Source organism: Marinobacter gudaonensis, assembly GCF_900115175.1.
GTDB classification, from domain to species: domain Bacteria; phylum Pseudomonadota; class Gammaproteobacteria; order Pseudomonadales; family Oleiphilaceae; genus Marinobacter; species Marinobacter gudaonensis.
Window position 1 is genome coordinate 1,479,894 of sequence record NZ_FOYV01000001.1, and the last position, 25,243, is coordinate 1,505,136.

The window sequence follows — 25,243 nt, forward strand, 5'->3', positions numbered from 1 at the left end:
GTGTTATTTGGTGCTGCCGGACACCGATGCCAGGTTTTTCGCCGTGATAACGACGATCCGTTGCCGCGCCTCGCGGCTGGCCCAGGCCGAGTGCGGCGTAATGATCAGGTTGGGAATGTCGTCCGCGAGCAGCGGATTGCCGCTGCGGGGCGGCTCCTCGGTGAGCACGTCGAATCCGGCTCCGCCGATCTCGCCCGCGCGCAGGGCGTCCGCCAGTGCCTGCTCGTTCACCAGACCACCCCGGCTGGTGTTAATCAGCAGCGCATCCCGCTTCATCATCTTGAGCTCCCGCGCGCCGATCAGATCCCGGGTTTCATCCGTCAGTAGGCAATGCAGCGAGAGCACGTCTGCCTGAGGGAGCAGTTCGTCCAGCGGAACCCGGGCATAACCATCCACCTCGCCCGGGCCCTGCCCCGGTCGGGCGCCAAGCAGAACCTTCATGCCGAACGCCGCTGCTCGCTCTGCCACGCCCTGGCCCAGGTCGCCGTAACCAACGATCCCGAGGGTCCGGCCCTCCAGCTCCATGATCGGATGATCCATCAGGCAGAACATATCGCTCTGGCCCCAGCGGCCAGCACGGACATCCCGGTCATAATCCAGCAGGCGAGTAGCGAGGGCCAGCATCAGCGCCATGGTGTGCTGGGCTACTGTGGAGCGGCCGTAATTGGTCACGTTCATCACCCGGATGCCGTGCTCCTTCGCCGCGGTCTGGTCGATGTTGTTCAGCCCCGTGGCCACCACCGCGATGGTTTTCAGCTCCGGGCACGCTTCGAAATGATCGCGACCGAGCACCACCTTGTTCACCAGAACTGTATCAAACCCGCGGATCCGCTCCAGAACCTCGTCCGGGGTCGTGCGTTGGTACTTTGTAAGTTCGCCGGTCACCGATTCGATCGGTGACAGGTCCACGTCATCGCCAAGGGTATTGGCATCCAGGAACACCGCTTTCATACTTTTCTCCTGAGTCCGATTAGCGACAGATTAAGGTAGACTGAAACAAACGTCCAAAACTCCGCATTTCCGGGCAACAACCCGGTATGAACGGGGTGAATCAAGGGTGAAGACTATGGAACATGAATTCTGGCATGAACGCTGGGCCAAAAAAGAAATCGGCTTCCATGAGGGCACGGTCAACCAGTACCTCCATGACCACTGGCCAGAGCTCTCCGGAAAAGGCACCGATGCCGTTTTCGTCCCCCTCTGCGGCAAGGCCCACGATATGTGGTGGCTGCACGACCGGGGGCACCCGGTTATTGGTGTGGAACTGAGCGACATTGCCTGCAAGGACTTCTTTGAAGAGGCCGGTGAGAAAGCCAGGGTCCACCCGGGCGAGCCGTTCACCACGTTCCGGCACGACGACCTTCAGCTCTGGTGCGGTGACTTCTTCCAGCTGGTGCCCGACGACCTCAAGCATATCCGCCTGGTCTACGACCGCGCCGCCCTCATCGCGCTACCGCCAGGCATGCGCAAGGGCTATGTAGACCATCTGACCGCCATCATTCCGGACGGCACAAGGATCCTGCTGATCACCCTGGACTACGATACCGAGATCAAGGGCCCGCCGTTCAACGTGAGCGATGAGGAAGTGCACCAGCTCTACCAGGACGACTACCAAATCGAGCACATCCTGACCAACACCCTGGCCAAGGATCATCCGTTCACCAAGCGAAAAGGCCTGGAGAACGCTTCGGAGAGTGTGTTTCGTCTCACCAAACTCTAGCGCCCACGCCCCCGCTCTGGTCGCCCGGCCGCAATGTGCCGGGCTACAAAAACCCCACAGCCCTCTAACATAATTTAATGAACCTTAACCACACGCCCACTGTCCAACTTCCGAACGGTGAACTAAGCTCAAGTTAAGCAAGCCGGCCACGAGTCATTCGCGCACAGGCTTGCAAGTATCCATTCCTTCCACCCATAACTAGACCAACCGCCCGGACGGGCGGCACCGACTGCAACGGGGATATTGCGTGAACTGAAAGCTGAAGATACAGCGAGCGAGGGCAATCTATGAGCATACTGCAGCACTTCAAAGACCGGTATGAGAGTACCCAGGAGGAAGAATACAGCCTGGAGGAATACCTGGAGATCTGCAAAAAGGACCCAACGGCCTACGCCACGGCCGCCGAGAGAATGTTAATTGCCATCGGCGAGCCCGAACTCGTCGATACCTCCAAAGATCCGAGGCTTTCACGGATATTTTCCAACAAGGTGATCAAGCGCTACCCCGAATTCTCGGAGTTCTACGGCATGGAAGACGCCGTGGAAAACATCGTCTCCTTCTTCCGCCACGCCGCCCAGGGCCTGGAGGAAAAGAAACAGATCCTGTACCTGCTCGGCCCGGTGGGCGGTGGTAAATCCTCCCTGGCCGAGAAGCTCAAATCCCTCATGCAGAAGGTACCCTTCTACGCCATCAAGGGCTCACCGGTGAACGAATCGCCCCTGGGCCTGTTCGATCCGGCCGAAGACGCGCATATTCTGGAAGAGGAATACGGCATACCGGCCCGCTACCTGAAGAACATCATGTCGCCCTGGGCGGTGAAACGCCTGCACGAATTTGGCGGCGACATCAGCCAGTTCCGCGTGGTGAAGAAGTACCCGTCGGTGCTGGACCAGGTGGGTGTGTCCAAGACCGAACCCGGCGACGATAACAACCAGGACATCTCGGCACTGGTGGGCAAGGTCAACATTCGCATGCTGGAGGACTTCTCGCAGGACGACCCGGACGCCTACAGCTTCAGTGGCGGCCTGTGCAAGGCCAACCAGGGGCTGATGGAATTCGTGGAAATGTTCAAGGCGCCGATCAAGGTACTGCATCCGCTACTGACGGCCACCCAGGAAGGTAACTACAACACCACCGAAGGCATGGGCTCGGTGCCCTTTGATGGCGTGATCCTGGCCCACTCCAACGAATCCGAGTGGCAGACCTTCCGCAACAACAAGCACAACGAAGCCTTCCTGGACCGGGTGTACATCGTCAAGGTGCCCTACTGCGTGCGGGTCACCGAGGAAATCCAGATCTATCGGAAGCTGCTGAGCAACAGCTCCCTCGATGGTGCCCCCTGCGCGCCGGATACCCTCGACATGCTGGCCCAGTTCTCGGTGCTCTCACGCATCAAGGAGCCGGAGAACTCCAGCATCTTTTCCAAGATGCGGGTGTACGACGGCCAGAACATCAAGGACACCGATCCCAAGGCCAAGTCGATCCAGGAGTACCGCGATGCCGCCGGGGTGATGGAGGGTATGGACGGCCTCTCGACCCGTTTTGCGTTCAAGATCCTCTCCAAGGTCTTCAACTTCGACACCACCGAGGTGGCGGCCAACCCGGTACACCTGCTGTACGTACTGGAGAAACAGATCGAACAGGAGCAGTTCCCGCCGGAAACCCACGAGAAGTACCTGCGGTTCATCAAGGAATTCCTGGCACCGCACTACGTGCAGTTTATCGGCAAGGAAATCCAGACCGCCTACCTGGAGAGCTACAGCGAATACGGTCAGAACCTGTTCGACCGCTACGTGACCTATGCCGACTTCTGGATACAGGACCAGGAGTACCGGGATCCGGAGACCGGCGAGATCCTCGACCGCTCCTCCATTAACGACGAGTTGGAGAAAATCGAGAAGCCGGCCGGCATCTCCAACCCGAAGGACTTCCGCAACGAGGTGGTCAACTTCGTGCTGCGTGCCCGGGCGAACAATCAGGGCCGCAACCCGTCCTGGCTCAGCTATGAAAAGCTGCGCAGCGTGATCGAGAAGAAGATGTTCTCGAACACCGAGGACCTGTTGCCGGTAATTTCCTTCAACCCGAAAGCGAGTCAGGAAGATCAGAAGAAGCACAAGCAGTTCGTCGAGCGTATGGTCGATCGAGGCTACACGGAGAAGCAGGTTCGGCTGTTGGCCGAATGGTACCTGCGCGTTCGCAAGTCTCACTGAGTCAGTGACCATTCACTGAGCTGGAGTAACGCCATGGGAATGACCCACATAGTCGACCGGCGACTGAACGGTAAGAACAAGAGCGCGGTGAACCGGGAACGGTTCCTGCGCCGCTATCGCCACCACATCAAGAAAGCGGTGGCGGATGCGGTGCAGAAGCGCTCGATCACCGACATTGAACGGGGCGAGAGTGTCAGCATTCCGTCCCGGGACATAGACGAGCCCATCTTCCACCACGGCCAGGGCGGCAAACGGGAGGTGGTGCACCCCGGCAACCAGGAGTTTGTGGCCGGCGACACCATCCCCAAGCCCCAGGGCGGCGGCGGTCAGGGTTCCGGCCAGGGCAAGGCCAGCCCCGATGGCGAGGGCATGGACGAGTTCGCCTTCCAGATCACCCAGGAGGAATTCCTCGACTTCCTGTTTGATGATCTGGAGCTGCCCAATCTGGCCCGCAAGAAACTCAAGGACACCGAAGCCTTCAAATATGTGCGGGCAGGTTTCACCAGCCAGGGCGTTCCGGCCAAGCTTGATGTGGTGCGATCACTGCGCGGCGCCCACGCCCGTCGCCTGGGCCTCGGTGGTGCCCGCAAGAAGAAGATCAGGGATCTGGAAAAGCAGCTGGAAGCCCTGAAAGCCGCGCCCGATGATCTGGACCCGGCGTTCAGCCACGACGACCAGATCAAGGTGCTGGAGGACGAAATCGCGCGCCTGAAGGCCAACGTCCGGCGGATCCCGTTTATTGACGAGATCGATCTGCGCTACCGGCAGCATGTGAAGCAGCCAAAACCGGCCACCAGTGCGGTGATGTTCTGCCTGATGGACGTGTCCGGGTCCATGACCCAGATGCACAAGGACATCGCCAAGCGCTTCTTCATCCTGCTGTATCTGTTCCTGAAGAAGAACTACAAGAAGATCGAGGTGGTGTTCATTCGCCACCACACCAGCGCCAAGGAGGTGGACGAAGAAGAGTTCTTCTATTCCCGGGAAACCGGCGGCACCATCGTGTCCAGTGCCCTCAAGCTGATGCACAAGATCATCGAGTCCCGCTACTCCCCGGCCGAATGGAACATCTACGCGGCCCAGGCGTCTGACGGTGACAACTGGAACGACGACTCCCCGGTGTGCGGCAAGATCCTCTCGGAGAACCTGCTGCCGCTGGTGCAGTACTTCGCCTACGTGGAGATCACGCCCCAGGACCACCAGATGCTCTGGTACGAGTACGAGAAAATTCACGAGCAATACCCCCAGAGTTTTGCCCTGCAGCAGATTGCAGACCCGGGCGAAATCTATCCGGTATTCCGCCAGCTGTTCGAGAGGAAAGCCGCATGACTGGAATCATGGACCGCCCGAATGCGCCGGAAAACGACCAGCCTCGAGCCAAAGAGCCGATTTCCACCAGCTCGGAGTGGACCTTCGAGCTGATCCGGCAATACGACGAGGAAATCGCCAAGTGCGCTGCCGAGTTCGGGCTGGACACCTACCCCAACCAGGTGGAGGTGATCAGCGCCGAGCAGATGATGGACGCCTACAGCTCGGTGGGCATGCCCGTGGGCTACCATCACTGGTCGTTCGGCAAGCAGTTCCTGAGCACTTCCAAGGGCTACCAGCGCGGCCAGATGGGGCTGGCCTACGAAATCGTGATCAACTCCAACCCCTGCATTGCCTACCTGATGGAGGAGAACACCCTGCCCATGCAGGCACTGGTGATTGCCCACGCCTCCTATGGCCACAACTCGTTCTTCAAGGGCAACTACCTGTTCCGCACCTGGACCGATGCCAGCGCCATCATCGATTACCTTGTGTTCGCCCGCCACTACGTGGCCGAGTGCGAGGAGCGTTATGGTGTGGACGCGGTGGAGGAGATCCTGGATTCCTGCCACGCGCTGATGAACTACGGCGTGGATCGCTACAAACGCCCGGCGCCGATTTCCGCTTCGGAGGAAGCGCGGCGCCAGAAGGAGCGTGAGGAATACCAGCAGCGACGCATCAACGACCTGTGGCGAACAATTCCGAAACTCGACGAAGATGAGAATTCAGAAAGACGTCGCAAGCGCTATCCGGAAGAGCCTCAGGAGAACATTCTCTACTTCATCGAGAAGAATGCACCCTTGCTGGAAACCTGGCAGCGGGAGATCATCCGCATCGTGCGCAAGCTTGGCCAATACTTCTACCCCCAGCGCCAGACCCAGGTGATGAACGAGGGCTGGGCCACCTTCTGGCACTACACCCTGCTGCACCGCATGTACGACAAGGGCCTGGTGAACGACGGCTTCATGCTGGAATTCCTGCAGAGTCATTCCGCCGTGGTGTATCAGCCGCCCTTCAACAGCCCCTGGTATTCCGGCATCAACCCCTACACCCTGGGCTTCTCGATCTTCACGGACCTGCGACGGATCTGCGAGAACCCCACCAAGGAAGACCGCCACTGGTTCCCGGACATCGCCGGCAGCGACTGGGTGGAGACGCTCCACTTCGCGATGAAGAACTTCAAGGATGAGAGCTTCATCCAGCAGTTCCTCTCGCCCAAGGTAATGCGCGATCTGAAACTGTTCGCGATCCAGAACGACGACCAGGAAGATGTCTACCGGGTGACCGCCATCCACGACGAGCCCGGTTACCGGGAACTGCGGGAGAAACTCGCCCGGCAGTACAACCTCAGCTACCGGGAACCCAACATCCAGGTCTGGAACGTGGACGTGCGCGGCGACCGCTCGCTGACATTGCGCCACATTCCCGTGGACCGGGTACCGTTGGGCGACGAAACCGACGAAGTGCTCAAGCACGTCCACCGGCTCTGGGGCTTCGATGTGCATCTGGAAAGCGTGGACGACGGCGCTGTAGTGGAAGCGCATCACTGCCCGCCCAGGGAGCCTGAGGAGGACTGACCTGGACCCGGACGATACTCCGTGCCCGGTGCTCGCCGGGCCACTGCTTCGCCATGCAGCTCCGGAGTCGGTCTGTTTCTGGCTGGTCACCCGCCAGAGGCAGGACTTCCGTATTCATGTGACCGCCGGCAACCACATCCTTCTGGACAGAGCTGTCAGCGACTCGGAGATCACCCGGCTCCGGGTTGGCACCCATGCCTGGCTGAACCTGCTGGCGATCAGCCCTGAAACACCCCTGCCGTGGGACACCCCACTGCAATACGATCTGGGACTGATCGGGGCCGAAGGAGCCGCGCCGCTCTGGATTCGGGACTGGGCAACCCATCTTTGCCCCGATGGCCAGGACCGCCCCGGCGTCACCCTGAAATCCCGCCTGGACCGGATTCTTCACGGCTCCTGCCGCCGCCCTCATCATCCTGCCGCCGACGGCCTGGTGCGGGTTGACGAAGAACTGCAACAGGCACGGCAGCTCGAGGAAGTACCCTCGCTGCTCCTGATGACCGGCGACCAGATCTACGCCGATGACGTGGCCGGGCCCATGCTGCAAGCTATCCAGTGCGTGATTCACCGGCTGGGCCTTTACCAGGAACACCTGGAGGGCGCCTCCCTGAGCCACAGCCGTGAGCTGGGTTCGGTGGCCAACGCCTATTATCATCGGGACGCCTTGCTGCCGAAATCGGAATTCAACGAGGATCTGACCGAGCGCTTCTTCGGCGGCGTGCGCAAACCGGTGTTCACCACCGCCAACGCAGGCAACCACCTGATCTCCTTCGCCGAGGTGATGGCCATGTACCTGCTGGTGTGGTCGCCGGTGCCCTGGCAACTGGTCACCGACGCCGAGCCCGTGGACCGGCCCGACGAACTGGAGCGCTACCGCAGGGAACAGCGCGCCATTGACGATTTCCGAAATACCCTGCCCCGGGCGGCCCGGGCCCTGGCCAATGTGCCGGTGTACATGATCTTCGACGACCACGATGTCACCGACGACTGGAACCTCTCGGCGCTGTGGGAAACCACGGCCTACGAGCACCCGTTTTCCCGCCGGATCATCGGAAATGCCCTGCTCGGTTACCTGCTTTGCCAGGGCTGGGGCAACCGACCTGAGTGTTTTGAAGAACTGATCGGGCAGTGCCAGACGCTGTTTCCGGAGACAAACCACCAGGACGATCTGGACAGCGGCTGCCAGAACGAGCTGATCGACCGGCTGTTCCACTTCGGTCAATGGCACTACAGCCTGCCAACCTCGCCCAGACTCGTGGTGCTGGACACCCGCACCCACCGCTGGCGCAGCGAAAGGCGCCGGAGCCATCCATCAGGCCTGATGGACTGGGAATCGCTGACCGACTTTCAGCAGGAGGTGATGGGCGAAGAGGCTGTGGTTGTGGTGTCACCCGCGCCGATGTTCGGGGTGAAGCTGATCGAGCTGATCCAGCGGGTGTTCACCTTCTTCGGCAAACCGCTGCTGGTGGATGCGGAGAACTGGATGGCCCACCGGGGTGCCGCCAGCGTGCTGCTGAACATCTTCCGGCATCCCCGAACGCCCCGGCACTTCGTGATCCTGTCCGGAGATGTGCACTATTCCTTTGCCTATGATATTCGCCTGAGACACAAGAGCCGCGGGCCGAGAATCTGGCAGATCACCAGCAGCGGTATCAAGAACGAATTCCCCAATACCCTACTGGAATGGCTCGATCGGCTGAACCGCTGGCTGTTTGCGCCCTGGTCGCCTCTGAACTGGTTCACCAAACGCCGCCGGATGTGGATTTCTCCCCGACTGCCAGAAGGCCGGGACGCCGGCGAGCGGCTCTGGAACCACGCCGGCATCGGCGACCTGCGGCTGGATGAAACCGGCGCACCCACCGCCATCCACCAACTCAATGCCGAAGGTGACGGGACGATTTTCCGGCAACGGGAACCGGATTGATCGGGGTTCACCCAGGCATCAGAACACCCATTCCAACCCCGCATAGACGGTTCTGCCCGGCCCGGGCTCAAAGTAGCCCCGCTCTGCCACCGGCCGGTTGGCGTTGGCGTTAATGCGCACGTTGCTGAAATAGTCCTCATCCAGCAGGTTGCGGATGCCGGCGTACAGGTTGAGGGTCTGATCGGCCACTCGCAGGGAGTCGCCGGCGCGGACGCCAACCAGCCAGTAATCCGGAACCCGGGTCTGGTTGCTGTTCTCGGCGTAGAATTCGCCCACGTACTGCCACTCAAGGGCAGCAAACCGGCCACCGACGTCCCGCCACTCCAGCTCATTGACCCACAGGGTTCCGGGCAGGCCCGGGATCTCGTTGCCGTTGGCATTGTTGCCCTGCTCGTCGGTGAACTCCTTCAGTTCGTAGTCCGCCAGGGTCAGGGCACTGGTGATCCGCCAGGCGTATGAGATATCCCAGCCCAGCCCCAGCTCCAGGCCATCGCGACGGGTTTCGCCGGCGTTTTCGTAGAAGGTCTGGTCACCCACGTTGTAAGGCAGGATCTCGTCTTCAACCCGAATCGAGAACAGCGCCAGCTCGTAGCTCACGCCCTCTCCCAGCAGCCCCCGCATCCCAATCTCACGATTGAGCGCCTGCTGGGGCTCCACCGCCGGATTGAAACCACCACCGGCGGGGTTGGCGAACTCGGTGAACGTGGGCGATTCGAACGCCGTACCCACCGTTGCGTACACCTGCTGCCTGGCGGCCCACTGGTAGCTGATGCCGGCCACGCCGCTCCACTCCCGGAAAGTACGGCTACCGGAATCGTCTCCATCCACCCGTCGTTCATCATCAATGGCCAGTCTGAGGTGGTCAAAGCGTGCGCCCAGGGACAGATTCAGGGCGTCGGTGAGCGCCAGGTCGCCCTGCCCGAACACCGCCGTATTGGTAGCACTCTGGTTTTCCGCCTGGGTTTGCCCGGTGATGTCACCGTCGATCGAAACCGAGTAACGGCGACGGTCATCTGACTGGTGGTGTAGGTCCAGCCCGGTGACCCAGGTCAGTGGCAGGCCGCCGGGGAAGGAGTTTTGCTGGTATTGCGAACTGACGCCATAGAAATGGCGGTCGTAAGCAACCCGGCTGGCGCCCGGGAAGGGCAGTTGCTGGGCAAAATCCCGATGGGTGTAAAAGGTATCCACCGTCACTCGGCCGGGCAAGGCGACGGCGTCTTCAAAGCGCACACCGAGGGTCTGCTGGTTAACAGTCTGGCTGCTGTCCAGGCCTTTGGCCAGAGCGGTCGCCTGGGTCGGATCGGCCTCCGCCTGGGCCAGGGTGAGGCCGCCCGGGTCTTCGGATTTTGGATTGTGCAACAGATTGACGGTGGTGATCACTCGTCTGCCGGGGGCCAGTTCATGGCCAACACGGGTATTGAAGATGCCTTTCTCGGCCTCGCTCTGCTCCCGGTGTCCGTCCACGGTCAGCCAGGAAAGAGTAGCGATTCCGCTGGTATCGCCACTAACACCATTGGTCTGAACGGCGGCTTTTCGGTACTCGTCACTGGCGCCATCCAGGCGCAGGCGCCCGCCTTCGGGAAGCTCGTCGCCCAGCGCCGTGGTGATGTCAATCACACCGCCGGCAGCATTGCCGTACTGCACCGATGCCGGACCACGGATGACCTCGATCCGCTGGGCGGAATCCAGGTCTATGGCGTCAATCTGGGACTGGCCGTCCGGGAGGGTGTAAGGAATGCCGTCCACCTGGATGCGAATACCGCGAATGCCGAACGGGGCCCGGGCCCCAAAGCCCCGGGTGGACAAACGCAGGTTCTGGGCGAAATTGTAGCGGTTCTGGAAGAACAGGCCTGGGACCGTGCTCAGTGACTCATCCAGTTGCAGGCGCTGCTGGCCCTCCTGGATGTCCGGAGCATCGACTACCGAAACGGCTGCCGGGGTTTCGTAAAGGTCTCGAACCAGGCGCGAGGCCGTCACTTCGAGTACCAGTTGTTCATCGCTGTCCGTCTTCGCCTGCCCCAGGGCGGAAACGCTGGCGAGGCAACCAAACGCCAATACCAGAACCCGGGGAAGAATAATCTGCTCGTTGTTCATGTGGTCTCCTCGCACTCATGACCGGGTTTGCTCGCCCATTAACGGTACGCAGTGACCGGAAAATGGTGTCACTTCATTGCAGCGGGAGACTGCCAGACTTTAAATAATCATTTGTTTTGTTTCTTATACAACTTTGGTACCGATACCAGATACGCTCAAACCGGCAGCCACTGCGCCAGCAGATCCACCAGCCAGGGCACGAACAGCGCCGTGGCAAAGGCGGAGAGCGCCATGGCCAGGCCCGAAAACGCGCCCATCTGGGAACTCACCTGGAAGGCTCTCGCGGTTCCGATACCGTGCGCCGCCACACCCATGGCGATGCCTTTGGCGGTATCGTCCCGCACGCGGACCCAGTCGAACAGCTTGGTGCCCAAAACCGCGCCAGTGATGCCGGTCAGCACCACCAGCACCGCGGTCAATGAAGGCAGACCGCCGATTTTTTCCGAAATGCCCATGGCCACTGGCGCCGTGGCCGACTTCGGCGCCAGGGACATCTGGATTTCCATGGAGCCACCCAGCAATCGTGCCAGGCCAATGGAGCTCCCGGCGGCGATCACCACGCCACAGACCAGCGAGATAGTGACCGGTAACCACAACTGCCGAAGTCTTGAAAACTGCTGGTAAAGGGGCACGGCCAGGGCCACGGTTGCCGGACCCAGCAGAAAGTGAACAAACTGTCCGCCCTCGAAATAATCACTGTAGGGCGTGCCGGTTGCCAGTAGCAGCACGATGAGCATGGCCACGGAGGTAACCACTGGATTGGCCAGCGGATTGGAGTTGGTTCTCAGGTACAACCGGTAGGCCAGCCCATAGGCAACCAGGGTGATGGTCAACCCCAGCAGCGGTGAGGTGGAGAGATAGACCCAGATATCCTTCAGACCCGGCTCACTCATTGCTGCCCTCCTCTGTCGGCGCTTCCTTCACAAACCAGCGACTGGTCAGTTGCATGATCAACGCCGTGGCGACCATGGTAATAACGGTACTCAGGAGCAGGGCCAGCGTTATCGGCAGCCACTCATCGGCAATCCGGCCGAAGTGCGCCATCATGCCCACCCCCGCCGGCACGAACAGCAGCGACAGATGACTGAGCAACGCCGATGATGCCTGATCCACCGACGCCGGGGCTTGGCCGCAGATCATCAAAGTAATGAACAGCATCACCATGCCCAGTACCGGCCCGGGTATGGGTAAGCCCACCAGCCGCACGGTGACCTCGCCGACCAGCTGGTACACCAGAAGCAGGGTAATGCCATTAAGAAACTGCATGACTGGAGACTCCGATCAGTTCGAGACGTGAACCGTGGGCGCAGGGATCACGCGCCGACCATACATAGCCAGTACAAACCCGATGGGGAACATCAGTACACCATACACCGCCGCCGGTATCGACATGGCGCTGGATTCCAGCAGCGTCAAGGTAACCATAAGCGCAATGGTGCCATTCTTCACGCCCAGCTCCACCGCCACCGCCAGGGACTCACGTTGGGTGAGCCCGGCGGCCCTTCCGGCCAGCAATCCCAGGAAGATGCCCGCGAGGTTCAGCAGAATGGTCGCAGGCCCCGCCTGCTTGAGCAGGTCCCAGATCTGGTCGCGCACACCGTAGACCAGCGCCACGATAAGAACGGCCAGCACCACCCCGCCGAACAGGCTGACAACGCTCTCGGCTTTCCGCGCGACTTCCGGATTACGGGTACGAACGGCCATGCCGATCGCCACAGGCACCAGCACGATGCCAACCAGCATGCCCACGGTTTTCCAGACCGGCAGCACAATGTCTTCTTCGGTGCCCATGTAATGTTGCAGGGCCAGATTGGTGAACAGGGGCAAGGTGAGGATGGTGATCAGACTGGCGGAAACGGTCAGCACGATGGACAGGGCGATATTGCCCCGGGCCAGCAGGACAAACAGGTTGGAGGTGGTGCCACCGGGACAGGCGGCGATGATCACCAGGCCAACGGCGATGGCCGGCGGTACCGACAGCACCGTGGCCAGCATGAAAGCCACCAGCGGCATGACCAGTATCTGGGCGACGGTGCCCACGATCATGCCTTTCCGGTAGACCGCAACCTGGCGGAAATCCCGGACGGTCAGGGTCATGCCAATGCCGATCATGATGATAAACAGGGCAACCGGCAGGCCTGCCGAGATAAGCGGACTGGATTCCACAGTGCCTCCGAAGGTTTTTGTTTTTAGTAGGAACCAATCGATGCAAAGTAGCACACGGCGACCATTTGCGGGAGCCTGCAAACGGCAACAGCGTGTAACCGGAGCCTTTGGCAATGCCTTGGCAAAAGGTTGGCAAAAAAAGGAACTTTCTGGCCGCGGCCATCGTGTCTGGGGGGCGTTACACGTATACTTGCAACACACACGTATTTACCCGGACACACGTGGCGAAACACAAGGGGAGAGACACAAGGAATGAAACGCCTCGCAACACTGGATGCCTCCTGGCTGGCCGTGGAATCTGAAGACACCCCCATGCATGTGGGCAATCTGCAGATTTTCTCACTGCCGGAGGGCGCCCCTGACACCTTCCTGAGGGACATGGTAGCCCGCATGAAGGAAACCGGCGATGTGGCGCCGCCCTGGTGCTACAAACTCGCCTGGTCCGGCCTGCTGGGCCGGCTGGTGGCACCGGCCTGGAAGGTTGATAAGGACATCGATCTGGACTACCACGTGCGTCACTCTGCGTTGCCGCGCCCGGGCGGTGAGCGGGAGCTGGGTGTGCTGGTATCGCGCCTGCACTCCAATCCGCTGGATTTTGCCCGCCCCCTCTGGGAGTGCCATGTCATAGAGGGTCTGGAAAACAACCGGTTCGCGCTCTACACCAAGATGCATCACTCAATGATTGATGGCATCAGCGGGGTGCGACTGATGCAGCGGGTGCTCACTACCGACCCGGACAAGCGGGACATGCCACCGCCCTGGTCCGTGCGCCCCGAGCGCCGGCGCGGCAGCAAGACCGATTCCGAAGCCAGTGTGCCAGCCGCCATTTCCCAGGCCATGGACGCCCTCAAGCTGCAAGCGGATATGGCGCCAAGGCTCTGGCAGGCCGGCAACCGGCTCATTCATTCCGTGCGTCACCCGGACGATGGCCTGACAGCACCGTTCACCGGCCCGGTTTCCAAGATCAATCACAGGGTCACCGGCCAGCGCCGTTTTGCCACCCAGCACTACCAGCTGGAGCGCATCAAGGAGTTGGCCAACGTCTCTGGCGGTTCACTAAATGATATCGTGCTGTATCTCTGCGGTACCGCCCTGCGTCGTTTCCTGGTGGAACAGGACGAGTTGCCGGACACCCCGCTGACTGCGGGCATTCCGGTGAACATCCGACCCGCAGACGACCAGGGCACCGGCACACAGATCAGTTTCATGATCGCGTCCCTCGCGACCGATGAACCGGATCCGCTGATCCGGCTTCAGAACATCAAGACGTCGACCCGTCGCGCCAAGGAACATCTGCAGAAGCTGCCCAAGAGTGCCCTGACCCAGTACACCATGCTGCTGATGTCGCCCTATATCCTGCAGCTGATGTCCGGGCTTGGCGGGCGCATGCGGCCGGTCTTCAACGTGACTATCTCGAATGTGCCCGGGCCGCAGCGGACTCTCTACTATGAAGGTGCCAAGCTCGAAGCCATGTACCCAGTGTCCTTGATCGCCCACGGTGGCGCTCTGAACATCACCTGCCTGAGCTACGACGGCTCCCTGAACTTCGGTTACACCGGCTGTAGGGACACCCTGCCAAGCATGCAGAAGCTGGCGGTGTACACCGGCGAGGCCCTGGACGAGCTGGAAAGCCTGATCCTGCCGCCGCCGGCCAAAGCCAGGGCAGCCGCTAAACCCGCCAGCACCAAACCGGCGACAACACCGAAAAAGCGGACAGCACGCAGCCGGAAAACGCCGGCGGCCGGCAGCTGAGGTCTTTTGGTAGAGCCAGCGGCGCCTCAGCCGTTGCTCTTCCAGTGGGCCGCGCCCACGAAGATCAGTTGAAGGAAGCGGGTGGTCCGCTTCCGGATCTGGTCAATCTGGTAATCGTCATCCGGTGACACCCCGAGCAGATCCGTCAGGCTGAACGCCACGCTCCGAACCACCAGATCGCAGGTTACGTCCAGGTCCTGATCACTCAGGTGGTCCACCAGCCGCAAACGGCGCAGGTCGTTGGCCAGCTCGCTGGCAAAAAACCGCATCTCGCTGCGTATCCCCTCCTGCACGGCCCGGCTCTCGCCAGCCAGCCCCTGGGCCATGAACATGAAAAAGCTGCGGTTGGCGCGGGCATGACTGATAAAGATGGCCACGGACTCGTCAATCAGCTTGTCCGCCTGCAGCACATTGCCCCGTGCCTCCCGCATCATCCGTCGCAGCACCAGCCCCAGTTCATCCACCAGCTGCAGGCCCAGATCGTCCATATTGCGGAAATGCCGATAGAAGGATGTGGGTACCACGCCAGCCTGCCGGGTGACCTCACGTATGCCCAGACTGGCAAAATGCCGGCCCTTACCCACCAGGGTCAGGGCCGCGTTCATCAGTTTTTCGCGGGTCTCCCCGGGTTTTCTACGCTGCTTGTCCGCCATGTCTTCTGCGCTCTGACCGCCACCCATTGGTAGGCTACAAGTGTACACATCCACACCGTAAAAGGCAGCGGATGCTTGTCATTTTACGCCAAGCTCTCTATATCCATTGCCTCTCTGAATATCGCTGTGTACATTCGTACACATTAGTGAACAGTCGTACACACGATATTGAAAAGCCTCAGGGAGGCCCACGCATGTTAGCGAAACAACCACAGTCCAAAGCCCTGCACTGGCTTGGCAGGCAGCTGTTCAACACCAACAAACCGGAAACCTTCCTGGACCCGCTGGTGGAACAGATCAATCCCATGTGGATACAAGAGTACACACCGGCAAGGGTGGAACAGGTCATCCAGGACACTTCGGACACCAAAACCCTGGTCTTGAAGCCCGCGGGGCGCTGGCCCGGCTTCGAGGCCGGCCAGCATGTGAACATCTGTGTTGAAATCGACGGTGTTCGCCGCCAGCGAACCTTCAGCCTGTCCAGTTCGCCAATCCTCTGGCAGGAAACCGGCAGGATCAACCTGACCATCAAACGCCTGCCCGGAGGCCTTGTTACCAACTGGATACACGATCATCTGGAAACCGGTGCCGTGATTGGCCTGGGCGACGCCTTCGGCGATTTCCGGATTCCCGAGCCGGTGCAGCCGGTGCTGTTCATTGCCGGCGGCAGTGGCATCACGCCAATACTCAGCCAGTTGGAAACCATGGCAGCCCAGGACTACCGGGCTCCGGTCACCCTGCTCTATTTCGTGCGCACCGGGCAGGACATCATCGCTCGTGAGAAGCTTGAAGCCCTGACTCGCCGCTACAGCGCACTGACTCTTGAGATCATCCCGACCCATGAGGGCGCGACACCCCGCTTCCTGAACGACCGGGATCTGGACAGCGTGCCCGGACTGACGGCCCGTCAGGTGTACCTGTGCGGCCCCAAGGGATTGATGGATCTGGCCGGTGATCTTCTGGCCGCCCGGGGTATTGGCGAGAACGACATTCACAGCACCTTTTTTTCCGCACCCGCGGCGGATCTGGGGGACGCCCCCCTGGGTGGCGAGGTTCAATTCGCGAACAGCGACCTTGCGGCCAGCTCGGAAGGCGACGCCTCGCTGCTGGATATTGCCGAAGCCTCAGGCCTGAATCCACGACACGGCTGCCGGATGGGTATCTGCCACCAGTGCAGCTGTCGAAAAACCAGCGGTACCGTGATCAACCGGCTGACCGGAAAAGCCTCGGGCCCCGGCGAGGAAACCATCCAGCTTTGTATCTCCATTCCCCGGGGTCCGGTATCCCTGGACCTTTGAGAACCCAATTCTGATTGCGGAGCCTTGAGCCCTCAAAAGAGCCATCAACGTCCGCGAGGAGTAAGACCATGAAGAAATTGAACGAGACGCAACTTGCAGAACTCGAACAGGACCTCAACGCCATCCGCGACGAGGTTATCGCAGACCTTGGCGAGCGGGATGCCCGGTATATCCGGCGCATGGTCCGCCTGCACCGGACGCTGGAAGCCGGTGGTCGGATCATGATGCCCTTTGGCTTCATTCCGCCGGTGTTCGTGGCCGCCACCGCCAGCCTGGGCGTGGCCAAGATTATTGAGAACATGGAGATTGGCCACAACGTCATGCACGGCCAGTACGACTGGATGAACGACCCCGCTCTGCACTCACAGAGCTATGAGTGGGACACCGTGTGTACGAGTGATTCCTGGCGGCGCACCCACAATTACGAGCACCACACCTACACAAATATCATCGGCAAGGACCGGGACTACGGCTACGCGGTGCTGCGCCTGACCGACGACGAGCCGTGGAAGCCCTGGCACGCGCTGCAGTTCATCAACTACATCCTGCTGAGCGTGTTCTTCCAGTGGGGCGTGGGGCTGCACGAACTCGAGACCGAGAAACTGCGGCGGAGGGAGATCAGCTGGCGCGAGAAGCTGCCGTTCCTGAAGGACTTTGCGCGCAAGGGCGGGCGCCAGGCGTTCAAGGACTACCTGTTCTTTCCGCTGCTGACCTTTCCCGTGGCGCCCATTGTGCTGGCGGGTAATATCAGCGCCAACCTGATCCGCAACCTATGGTCGTCAACGGTGATTTTCTGTGGTCACTTCACGCAGGATGCAGAAACCTTTACCGAGGAAGAATGCGAGGGTGAGAGTAAGGGCCACTGGTACCTTCGCCAGTTAACCGGATCCTCCAACTTCACCGGCGGCCGGTGGTTGCACGTGCTGAGCGGACACCTGAGCTACCAGATTGAGCACCATGTGTTCCCGGACCTGCCGGCGCATCGGTACCCGGAAATCTCCCACAAGGTGCAGGCGGTATGCCGCAAGCACGGCATTCACTACAACAGCGGAAGTTTTGCCCGCCAGTACGGCACGGTGCTCAAGCGCATTGCCCGCTTCTCCCTGCCGCTGGGGCAGGCAAATCGTGCCGCTACCGCGTAGACGGCTCCGTTCCGCCAGCGCGCAGATGCCCGGGCGGGCGCACCGTTACCCGGTTGCGCCCGGCCTGCTTCGAGGCATAAAGGGCGGCGTCGGCTGCCGCGATCAGGTCGCCGGGCTCAACGGAGGTGCCGCCCGGTGCAGTGGCGGCACCCAGACTCACAGTCACCGGCACCAACTGACCTTCCCAGCGGAAATTCAGATCCCGCTCCACCGCCACACGCACCTTGTTTGCAAGGGCCTCGGCGCCGGCCACATCGGTGTAAGGCAGAATAATGGCGAACTCTTCACCGCCGTAGCGGGCAACCAGATCGGTTCCCCGTCGCACCACGGTGGTCAGCACATCGGCCAGCTTTCGCAGACAGGCGTCCCCCGCCTGGTGGCCGAGGTTGTCGTTGAGCGCCTTGAAGTGGTCAACGTCGATCATGACCAGGGCCAAGGGCCCGTTGCGACGGCAGCGGGCGGCTTCCTCCGACAACCGGACATCAAAGAAGCGGCGATTGAACACCCCCGTCAGCCCATCGGTTGAACTGAGCGCCTCGAGCTGTCGGTTGGCGGCTTCCAGTTCCGCGGTTCGCTCGGCCACCCTCGACTCCAGCTTTTCGGTCATTTCCTGCTGTATTCTCTGGTTTTCCAGGGTCATGTGTCGCAACCGGTCGGCCAGGGCTATGGAAAGCAGAATGACTTCAAACGCCGACCCAATCTGAATACCGAACTCGGTGACAAAATTTGCCGGCACCAAGGCAAAGGTCTTGAGTGTGTACAGCAACATCCCCGACAGCAGCGCTGTCCAGGCCAGCATGAAATAGCGGGCCGGCCGGAACCGCCGATAGAGGCAGAGGCCACCGGCGAGGATCACAAAGCCCACCGCTACCGCGGCCATGAAGGTGTTGATCCGGATAACGGTTCCGTATGCGGGCCAGAGCAGCGCCGCGGCGCCCGTCACCAGGAAAAATGCCATCAGGCCCAGGAAGATTTTCTCGAGCCGTGGGGCGTTGTCGCGGAGTGCCAGGAATGAACGGGAAAAACCCAGTACGCAGAACATGCCGGTGGCAATCAGGAAGGCAACTGCCCGGTTGTTCCACCAGGGCGAATCCGGCCACAGATGCTCAAACGCCAACCCGTTCAAACTGAGCTGCAACAGGCCGTAGGACAGGATATAGGAAACGTACCACAGGTAGTTGGTGTCCCGGATGGACACGAAAATCAGGAAGTTGAAGATCACCATGCACGCCAGCAAGCCGTAATACAGGCCGAGCAGAAACCGCTCCTGGTGATCCGCGGCGCTGAATTCATCGGAATGCCAGAGCAACATGCGCATCTGCACGGCCCCGGTGGTCTTCACCCGGAAAAACAGATCCACCTGCTCGCCCGTGGCCAGATCCAGGTAAAAGTTGATGTTGTGGTGATTCCGCGGTCTCAGGCGGAAAGGAACCGAGTCCCCGGCAATCTGCCGGTTGATGGTGCCATCTGGCCGCAACACGAACAGTTCCATCTCATCGATAATGGGGTAAAGCCCCTCCAGTACCCAGCGATTGTTCGGGCTTGAGGGGTTGACCACACGGGTATGAAACCAGTAAGTGGAATCGGTGAAGCCAAAGTTGTAGGCCTGATCGGGCATACCGGTGGAGCCCAGACGATGCCACTGGCGAATAACGCGGTCTATGGATAGATCAGACGAGGCGTCTTCGTAATAGGTCAGATAACGGGAAATGTCGACTCGCCCGCTATCACGATCGAGTACAACGGGGTGGTTGTCCGGAATTTCGATGGCAAAAGCTCCGGACGAGCAAAGTGCCAGCAACACAAGAAACGCAATATGCAACTAACTGGCCCTGATCCGTTTTTATTATCAAACTGCTGAACAAAAGTGTATCGCAGTGGTTACGGAACGGGCACTGATTGTTGGATTCGATTGGTAAGTTTGTGTATCCGCGCCTCAGGCAATCTGCAGCAACCGCAGCAACTGTGGCCGGTGCTGATCCTGGATCACATCGGCCAGGGTGTATTTGTCGAGTACCTCGAGGAAGGCCTTGAGCGCCTCACCAAACATTGATTTGAGCCCACACACCGGCGTGATCTTGCAGGCGTTCTTGGAAGAGAAGCATTCAACAATACTCAGATCCTGCTCGGTTTCGCGAACCAGGATACCGATGTTGATGTCCGAGGGCGCCATGTGCAGACGCATACCGCCCTTCTTGCCACGGATCGTCTCGATGTACCCCTTCTTGTTGAGCTGATGCACCACCTTCATGAGGTGATTCTTGGAGATGTCGTAGCTGTCCGCGATTTCCTGGATGGTTGCCAGACGATCACCCTGCACTGCCAGGTAGATGAGCACTCGAAGTGAATAGTCGGTGTATCGGGTGATGTGCATTCAGGACTCCAGTTTATCGAACAGTCAGTCAGTAATTCGGTCGTGTTAACAGGTAACAGGCGGTGCCACACAGGCACAGGCCGGAAATCGCCAGCACCGTGGCCGAGGCGCCAAGCATGAACAGCATTGTCCAGCTCAACGCCATCATGCTGCAGGCCAGCACTTTGGCTCTGGCCGGCACCGCCCGACGGGTGCGCCACTGGGCTATGGCAGGCCCGAACCTGGGGTGGTTATCCAGCCATTCCGCAAACGCCGGCGAGCCTTTGCTCGCGCAATACGCGGCCAGCAGAACAAACGGCGTTGTCGGCAGTAGCGGCAGAGCCACTCCGGCCACAGCCAGCCCAACGAATATATACGCAAGAATCCTGAATCCGGTTTTGCCGAAAAAATCGCCCATCACGGGGGCTCCGCCAAAGTTCATAACTGCATCCAGTTTACCGGGATTCAATGAACAGGTCTGCCCAGCCGGCTCAGAAAAACCAGCCTCGCGACATAGGCAATCTTGACACCCACGGCAAAGAGTAGCGTGCCGATGTGCGCCATGATCTGGATGGGCATCGCCAACGAATCCGCCAGTGGATAGGCCATCAGGATGGTTACCAGCAACCCGGCCACCGATAATCCCAGCGTCCGGTTCGCAGTGAACAGCCATTTTTCAAGGTCAGCCATCATTCTCACCATAAAATATTTCAAATACATTTTTAATCTAGAGACCCGCCTACAAAAAAGCAACCGCCAAGGGCGAAAAGACTTGCCACGAACTCGCGTCTTTTACCTATACCATCAGTCGTACCACCAGCCATACCACCAATTAGATTTGACACTTCAGATACATCTAATCAAAATCTCCATTAACATTTATTTGTAATGAATGTTTAAGAGGAGAAACTGCCCATGCTACCGAAGGATGCCCTGGACGACCTGCGCCAGGCCGACACCGAAGTGGTGATCGAACACATTCTTACCCGCTACCACGACCTTCACCGTGAACAGCTTCCGGAGTTGATCCGGCTTGCCCAGCGTGTCGAGCGTGTTCACAACCACCATCCGGACTGCCCTGCAGGCCTGAGCGCTCACCTTGAGCAAATGCAGGCTGAACTGGAAGCCCACATGCAGAAAGAGGAACAGATCCTGTTCCCGATGATTGCACGCAACATGAACGGCATGGCCGCCGCGCCCATTTCCGTGATGCGTCGTGAACACGACGACCACGGCCTGGCCCTCGCCGGCGTCCACCGCCTTACCAACCACCTCGCCCTGCCGGACGGGGCATGTAACACCTGGCAGACCCTCTACCGGGGCCTGGCCACCCTGGAGAACGATCTCGTGAACCACATCCATCTTGAAAACAACGTGCTGTTCAACCGCGTCGGCGGGCAAGCGGAGGGCGCTCATCATGGCTGACTATCGCAAACTCTGGTGGATACTGATCTCGGTTCTGGCCATCACCTTCGGACTGCTGGGCTATTTTGGCACCGAAGTGTATCGGGAAGCGCCCCCGATTCCGGATCGGGTCGAAACCGCCGACGGCACTTTGCTGATGACCGAAGACAGCATCCTGGACGGCCAGACCGCCTGGCAATCGGTAGGTGGCATGCAGTTGGGCTCCATCTGGGGCCACGGCGCCTACCAGGCGCCCGACTGGACCGCCGACTGGCTGCACCGGGAACTGGTGAACTGGCTTGAGATCGCGGCGCAGGAGGAATACGGCGCGCCTTACGCGTCCCTGAACGGACAGCAACAGAACGCCCTGCAGTACCAGTTGAAGGAAGCCTACCGCACCAACACTTACGACAGTGCGCGAGACACCGTCGTGCTATCGGAGCGTCGTGCGGAAGCCATGGCGCAGACCGCGGCCTACTACCACAGCCTTTTCGGTGGCGACCCGGCGTTGCAGTCCACGCGCGAGAATTACGCCATGAAGGAGAATACCCTGCCGGACCCGGAGCGCCGGCAGCGGATGACCGAGTTCTTCTTCTGGACCGCCTGGGCCGCAGCTACCGAGCGCCCGGACAGCGATGTCACCTACACCAACAACTGGCCCCACGAACCGCTGATCGATAACAAGCCGACTGCGGAGAACATTATCTGGTCGATCGTCAGCGTGGTTCTGCTCATCGCCGGTATCGGCGGACTGGTCTGGGCCTGGGCATTCCTGCGCAAGCATGACGAAGACGAGCCGGAAGCACCGATCAAGGATCCCCTCACCAACGTCGCCCTCACACCGTCCCAGAGAGCCCTCGGCAAATACCTCTTACTGGTGGTGGGCCTGTTCACCTTCCAGGTTATGCTCGGTGGCTTTACCGCCCACTATACAGTGGAAGGCCAGAGCTTCTACGGCATCAACGTATCCGAGTGGTTCCCTTACTCACTGGTTCGCACCTGGCACATTCAGTCGGCGCTGTTCTGGATTGCCACGGGCTTCCTGGCAGCCGGTCTGTTCCTGGCTCCCATTATTAACGGGGGCAAGGACCCGAAATTCCAGAAGCTGGGTGTTGATATCCTCTTCTGGGCGCTGGTTGCCGTGGTGGTTGGCTCGTTCGTCGGCAACTATCTGGCCATCGCGCAGATCATGCCTGCGAATCTCAACTTCTGGCTGGGCCATCAGGGCTACGAGTTCGTGGACCTCGGCCGGATCTGGCAGATTGGCAAATTCCTCGGCATCGCCTTCTGGCTGGTACTGATGCTCAGGGGCATAGTTCCAGCCCTGCGCACACCCGGCGGGGACAAGAACCTGCTGGCGTTGCTGACTGCAAGCGTCGTGGCCATTGGTCTGTTCTACGGCGCCGGCTTCTTCTACGGCGAGCGCACCCATCTGTCAGTGATGGAGTACTGGCGCTGGTGGATTGTGCACCTGTGGGTGGAAGGCTTCTTCGAAGTGTTCGCCACCACTGCCCTGGCATTCATCTTCTGCAGCATGGGCCTGGTATCCCGTACGGTGGCCACCTCGGCCAGCCTGGCCTCCGCCAGCCTGTTCATGCTCGGCGGCGTGCCCGGCACCTTCCACCACCTGTACTTCAGCGGCACCACTACGCCGGTGATGGCCGTTGGTGCGACCTTCAGCGCACTCGAGGTGGTTCCCCTGATTGTGCTCGGCTATGAGGCCTGGGAGAACTGGCGCCTGAAGAGCCGTGCGCCCTGGATGGAAAACGTGCGCTGGCCTCTGCTGTTCTTCGTCGGTGTTGCCTTCTGGAACATGCTGGGCGCCGGAGTGCTCGGCTTCATGATCAACCCGCCCATTGCGCTGTACTACGTGCAGGGTCTGAACACCACACCGACCCACGCCCATGCAGCGCTGTTCGGGGTGTACGGCTTCCTGGCCCTGGGCTTCACCCTGCTGGTGCTGCGCTACATCCGGCCGGGCCTGGTGTTCGATGAGCGACTGATGAAAGTCGGCTTCTGGTGGCTGAACGGTGGCCTGGTGCTGATGCTGTTTACCAGCCTGCTGCCGGTAGGGCTGATCCAGTTCGCGGCGAGCGCCAGTGAAGGTCTCTGGTACGCCCGCAGCGAGGCCTTCATGCAGTCTGACATCCTACAGTTCCTGCGCTGGATCCGGACCATTGGCGATGTTGTCTTCATTGTAGGCGCACTCGCGGTAGCCTGGCAGGTGGTGAAGGCGTTGCTCTTCCCCACCCTGGCACCGGCGCTCGACAAGCCAGAGGATCCTGCCACCGTAACTGAATCCGCCTGAGCAACGCGATTCACCCTCTGATTGCGAACGGGCCATGGACGGCCCGGCATTCCCTCCCCACGCCCGAGCACGGGAGTTACCTACCCCGGGGTATCGGAATCCTTGATCCAATCTGCAATACTAGGCCTATAATTGGTTTAAAAAATAAGCAGTACTACAGGATCATCCCGATGCCCCGAACCAAGCTGACAGACCGTTTTGGCCGCACCGTCAACTATGTACGTCTGTCCGTAACCGACCGCTGTGATTTCCGCTGCGTCTACTGCATGGCTGAAGACATGACCTTCCTGCCCCGTCAGCAGGTGCTGACCCTGGAAGAAATCGCTCGTGTGGCCCGCAATTTTGTCGACCTGGGCACCGAGAAGATCCGTTTGACCGGTGGCGAACCCCTGGTGCGCAAGGATATCCTCGAACTGGTCAAGGAAATCGGCACCTACGGTCTGCGCGATTTCGCCATGACCACCAACGGCAGTCAGTTGACCACCATGGCCGAGCCTCTGCGCAAGGCGGGCATGCATCGGCTGAACATCAGCCTGGATTCCCTGGACGCCGACAAATTCCACGATATTACCCGTACCGGCAGGCTGTCCCAGGTGCTGGACGGTATTGATGCCGCCCGGGAGGCGGGCTTCCGCGGGATCAAGATCAATACCGTGGTAATGAAAGGCCGCAACGATGAAGAGGTGCCAGAGCTGGTCGAGTTCGCCCGGAAAAAGCAGGTAGACATCACGTTTATCGAAGAAATGCCCCTGGGCGAGATTTCCGAACACGATCGGGGTCTGGCGCTGTGCACCAGCGAGGAGGTGCGTGACATCATCCGCAAGCACCACGATCTGGTTCCCGCAACCGAGGATTCAGGCGGTCCCGCCCGTTACTACCGGATGGAAGACAGCAAGACACGGGTCGGTTTCATTTCACCCCATTCCCACAACTTCTGTTCCACCTGCAACCGGGTGCGTGTAACCGTTGAGGGTCGACTGCTGCTGTGCCTTGGCAATGAGCATTCGGTGGATCTGCGGCGGGTGCTTCGGGGCCATCCTGAGTCTGACGGCAAGTTGCGGGAAACCATCATCAATGCCATGGATCTGAAGCCGGAGCGGCATCATTTCTCCAGCAATGGGGATGTGCAGATTCTTCGGTTTATGAATATGACCGGCGGTTAAGCGTTTTTTAAGTTTCCCACCTAACCTGCGTGACTTGGAGGGGGAGCCAATGAGGGCAGTCCTTCCAAAACACGCTCCTTGCGGCACCTCCCTGTGACGCTTGGGCTCCGCCATCCATGGCTCCGCACAGTTTTGGAAGGACTGCCCTCACCGGCTCCTCGGACTATCGCG

Annotated in this window: 21 protein-coding genes; 11 read left to right on the forward strand and 10 right to left on the reverse strand. The window is 60.1% G+C overall.

All coding sequences use genetic code 11. The annotated features are described in order from the left end of the window. Positions 1 to 3: 3 nt before the first annotated feature. Complete coding sequence (locus BM344_RS06805; RefSeq protein ID WP_091987525.1) at positions 4 to 951, reverse strand: D-2-hydroxyacid dehydrogenase; 948 nt, start codon at positions 949 to 951, stop codon at positions 4 to 6. A gap of 115 nt (positions 952 to 1,066) precedes the next feature. On the opposite strand from BM344_RS06805, the gene tmpT reads away from it, so the two are divergent. The 5 genes from tmpT to BM344_RS06830 all read left to right on the forward strand — a co-directional run bounded on the left by tmpT (position 1,067) and on the right by BM344_RS06830 (position 8,739). Then, a complete protein-coding gene (gene tmpT, locus BM344_RS06810) occupies positions 1,067 to 1,720 on the forward strand; it encodes a thiopurine S-methyltransferase (RefSeq protein ID WP_091987527.1) in 654 nt (217 codons plus the stop codon). A gap of 287 nt (positions 1,721 to 2,007) precedes the next feature. Next, on the forward strand, positions 2,008 to 3,930 hold the full coding sequence (locus tag BM344_RS06815) for a PrkA family serine protein kinase (RefSeq protein ID WP_091987529.1): 1,923 nt from the start codon (positions 2,008 to 2,010) through the stop codon (positions 3,928 to 3,930). Positions 3,931 to 3,969: 39 nt separating this feature from the next. Continuing rightward, a complete protein-coding gene (locus tag BM344_RS06820; protein ID WP_208603417.1) occupies positions 3,970 to 5,259 on the forward strand; it encodes a YeaH/YhbH family protein in 1,290 nt (429 codons plus the stop codon). Next, positions 5,256 to 6,815 carry a SpoVR family protein gene (locus BM344_RS06825; protein WP_091987533.1) on the forward strand — a complete coding sequence of 520 codons (1,560 nt, stop codon included), beginning with the start codon at positions 5,256 to 5,258 and terminating at the stop codon, positions 6,813 to 6,815. The genes BM344_RS06820 and BM344_RS06825 overlap by 4 nt, the downstream gene beginning before the upstream one ends. Positions 6,816 to 6,843: 28 nt before the next feature. Next, positions 6,844 to 8,739 carry an alkaline phosphatase D family protein gene (locus tag BM344_RS06830; RefSeq protein WP_228143568.1) on the forward strand — a complete coding sequence of 632 codons (1,896 nt, stop codon included), beginning with the start codon at positions 6,844 to 6,846 and terminating at the stop codon, positions 8,737 to 8,739. A gap of 18 nt (positions 8,740 to 8,757) precedes the next feature. Here BM344_RS06830 and BM344_RS06835 read toward each other — a convergent pair whose 3' ends face one another. The 4 genes from BM344_RS06835 to BM344_RS06850 all read right to left on the reverse strand — a co-directional run bounded on the left by BM344_RS06835 (position 8,758) and on the right by BM344_RS06850 (position 12,999). Continuing rightward, positions 8,758 to 10,833, reverse strand: a complete 2,076-nt coding sequence (locus BM344_RS06835) for a TonB-dependent receptor family protein (protein ID WP_091987537.1) — start codon at positions 10,831 to 10,833, stop codon at positions 8,758 to 8,760. A 155-nt stretch (positions 10,834 to 10,988) separates the two neighbouring features. After that, complete coding sequence (locus BM344_RS06840) at positions 10,989 to 11,726, reverse strand: LrgB family protein (protein WP_091987540.1); 738 nt, start codon at positions 11,724 to 11,726, stop codon at positions 10,989 to 10,991. Continuing rightward, positions 11,719 to 12,099 (reverse strand): CidA/LrgA family protein, encoded by a 381-nt coding sequence (locus BM344_RS06845; RefSeq protein WP_091987542.1) that lies wholly within the window; start codon positions 12,097 to 12,099, stop codon positions 11,719 to 11,721. The genes BM344_RS06840 and BM344_RS06845 overlap by 8 nt, the downstream gene beginning before the upstream one ends. A 15-nt stretch (positions 12,100 to 12,114) precedes the next feature. Further along, a complete protein-coding gene (locus tag BM344_RS06850) occupies positions 12,115 to 12,999 on the reverse strand; it encodes a bile acid:sodium symporter family protein (protein ID WP_091987544.1) in 885 nt (294 codons plus the stop codon). Positions 13,000 to 13,251: 252 nt separating this feature from the next. Between BM344_RS06850 and BM344_RS06855 the strand changes: the two genes are divergently transcribed. Then, on the forward strand, positions 13,252 to 14,751 hold the full coding sequence (locus BM344_RS06855; RefSeq protein WP_091987546.1) for a WS/DGAT/MGAT family O-acyltransferase: 1,500 nt from the start codon (positions 13,252 to 13,254) through the stop codon (positions 14,749 to 14,751). A gap of 26 nt (positions 14,752 to 14,777) precedes the next feature. Here BM344_RS06855 and BM344_RS06860 read toward each other — a convergent pair whose 3' ends face one another. Continuing rightward, positions 14,778 to 15,404: a TetR family transcriptional regulator gene (locus BM344_RS06860; protein ID WP_091990865.1), complete on the reverse strand. Its 627-nt coding sequence runs from the start codon at positions 15,402 to 15,404 to the stop codon at positions 14,778 to 14,780. A 194-nt stretch (positions 15,405 to 15,598) separates the two neighbouring features. Between BM344_RS06860 and BM344_RS06865 the strand changes: the two genes are divergently transcribed. Both BM344_RS06865 and BM344_RS06870 read left to right on the forward strand, forming a co-directional pair. Further along, positions 15,599 to 16,702 (forward strand): ferredoxin reductase, encoded by a 1,104-nt coding sequence (locus BM344_RS06865; protein ID WP_091987549.1) that lies wholly within the window; start codon positions 15,599 to 15,601, stop codon positions 16,700 to 16,702. A gap of 68 nt (positions 16,703 to 16,770) precedes the next feature. Further along, a complete protein-coding gene (locus BM344_RS06870) occupies positions 16,771 to 17,844 on the forward strand; it encodes a fatty acid desaturase family protein (RefSeq protein WP_091987551.1) in 1,074 nt (357 codons plus the stop codon). Here BM344_RS06870 and BM344_RS06875 read toward each other — a convergent pair. The 4 genes from BM344_RS06875 to BM344_RS06890 form a co-directional block, all read right to left on the reverse strand. Next, positions 17,834 to 19,666 carry a sensor domain-containing diguanylate cyclase gene (locus BM344_RS06875; protein ID WP_091987553.1) on the reverse strand — a complete coding sequence of 611 codons (1,833 nt, stop codon included), beginning with the start codon at positions 19,664 to 19,666 and terminating at the stop codon, positions 17,834 to 17,836. The two genes, BM344_RS06870 and BM344_RS06875, sit on opposite strands and share 11 nt — an antisense overlap. Before the next feature lie 114 nt (positions 19,667 to 19,780). Further along, on the reverse strand, positions 19,781 to 20,218 hold the full coding sequence (locus BM344_RS06880; protein WP_091987556.1) for an RrF2 family transcriptional regulator: 438 nt from the start codon (positions 20,216 to 20,218) through the stop codon (positions 19,781 to 19,783). Between the two features lie 28 nt (positions 20,219 to 20,246). After that, positions 20,247 to 20,615, reverse strand: coding sequence for a YbaN family protein (locus BM344_RS06885; protein ID WP_091990868.1), 369 nt, complete (start codon positions 20,613 to 20,615; stop codon positions 20,247 to 20,249). A gap of 47 nt (positions 20,616 to 20,662) precedes the next feature. After that, complete coding sequence (locus BM344_RS06890; RefSeq protein WP_091990869.1) at positions 20,663 to 20,887, reverse strand: hypothetical protein; 225 nt, start codon at positions 20,885 to 20,887, stop codon at positions 20,663 to 20,665. A gap of 225 nt (positions 20,888 to 21,112) precedes the next feature. Here BM344_RS06890 and BM344_RS06895 point away from each other — a divergent pair, with 225 nt between their 5' ends. From BM344_RS06895 to moaA, 3 genes are all read left to right on the forward strand, one after another. Next, the gene (locus BM344_RS06895; RefSeq protein WP_091987559.1) at positions 21,113 to 21,622 is read left to right on the forward strand and encodes a hemerythrin domain-containing protein; all 510 of its coding nucleotides are present in this window, start codon (positions 21,113 to 21,115) and stop codon (positions 21,620 to 21,622) included. Continuing rightward, complete coding sequence (locus tag BM344_RS06900) at positions 21,615 to 23,909, forward strand: nitric-oxide reductase large subunit (protein ID WP_091987562.1); 2,295 nt, start codon at positions 21,615 to 21,617, stop codon at positions 23,907 to 23,909. Before BM344_RS06895 ends, BM344_RS06900 begins: the two co-directional genes overlap by 8 nt. Before the next feature lie 170 nt (positions 23,910 to 24,079). Next, the gene (gene moaA / locus BM344_RS06905) at positions 24,080 to 25,072 is read left to right on the forward strand and encodes a GTP 3',8-cyclase MoaA (protein WP_091987565.1); all 993 of its coding nucleotides are present in this window, start codon (positions 24,080 to 24,082) and stop codon (positions 25,070 to 25,072) included. The last annotated feature ends 171 nt before the right edge of the window (positions 25,073 to 25,243 follow it).

Bases quoted from the DNA above. Each gene is read 5' to 3' on its own strand.
- BM344_RS06805 (WP_091987525.1), bottom strand. From the start codon at position 951: ATGAAAGCGGTGTTCCTGGATGCCAATACCCTTGGCGATGACGTGGAC.
- BM344_RS06845 (WP_091987542.1), bottom strand. From the start codon at position 12,099: ATGCAGTTTCTTAATGGCATTACCCTGCTTCTGGTGTACCAGCTGGTC.
- BM344_RS06820 (WP_208603417.1), top strand. From the start codon at position 3,970: ATGACCCACATAGTCGACCGGCGACTGAACGGTAAGAACAAGAGCGCG.
- BM344_RS06880 (WP_091987556.1), bottom strand. From the start codon at position 20,218: ATGCACATCACCCGATACACCGACTATTCACTTCGAGTGCTCATCTAC.
- BM344_RS06860 (WP_091990865.1), bottom strand. From the start codon at position 15,404: ATGGCGGACAAGCAGCGTAGAAAACCCGGGGAGACCCGCGAAAAACTG.
- BM344_RS06855 (WP_091987546.1), top strand. From the start codon at position 13,252: ATGAAACGCCTCGCAACACTGGATGCCTCCTGGCTGGCCGTGGAATCT.
- moaA (WP_091987565.1), top strand. From the start codon at position 24,080: ATGCCCCGAACCAAGCTGACAGACCGTTTTGGCCGCACCGTCAACTAT.
- BM344_RS06840 (WP_091987540.1), bottom strand. From the start codon at position 11,726: ATGAGTGAGCCGGGTCTGAAGGATATCTGGGTCTATCTCTCCACCTCA.
- BM344_RS06895 (WP_091987559.1), top strand. From the start codon at position 21,113: ATGCTACCGAAGGATGCCCTGGACGACCTGCGCCAGGCCGACACCGAA.
- BM344_RS06885 (WP_091990868.1), bottom strand. From the start codon at position 20,615: ATGGGCGATTTTTTCGGCAAAACCGGATTCAGGATTCTTGCGTATATA.
- tmpT (WP_091987527.1), top strand. From the start codon at position 1,067: ATGGAACATGAATTCTGGCATGAACGCTGGGCCAAAAAAGAAATCGGC.
- BM344_RS06870 (WP_091987551.1), top strand. From the start codon at position 16,771: ATGAAGAAATTGAACGAGACGCAACTTGCAGAACTCGAACAGGACCTC.
- BM344_RS06825 (WP_091987533.1), top strand. From the start codon at position 5,256: ATGACTGGAATCATGGACCGCCCGAATGCGCCGGAAAACGACCAGCCT.
- BM344_RS06835 (WP_091987537.1), bottom strand. From the start codon at position 10,833: ATGAACAACGAGCAGATTATTCTTCCCCGGGTTCTGGTATTGGCGTTT.
- BM344_RS06865 (WP_091987549.1), top strand. From the start codon at position 15,599: ATGTTAGCGAAACAACCACAGTCCAAAGCCCTGCACTGGCTTGGCAGG.
- BM344_RS06890 (WP_091990869.1), bottom strand. From the start codon at position 20,887: ATGGCTGACCTTGAAAAATGGCTGTTCACTGCGAACCGGACGCTGGGA.
- BM344_RS06900 (WP_091987562.1), top strand. From the start codon at position 21,615: ATGGCTGACTATCGCAAACTCTGGTGGATACTGATCTCGGTTCTGGCC.
- BM344_RS06815 (WP_091987529.1), top strand. From the start codon at position 2,008: ATGAGCATACTGCAGCACTTCAAAGACCGGTATGAGAGTACCCAGGAG.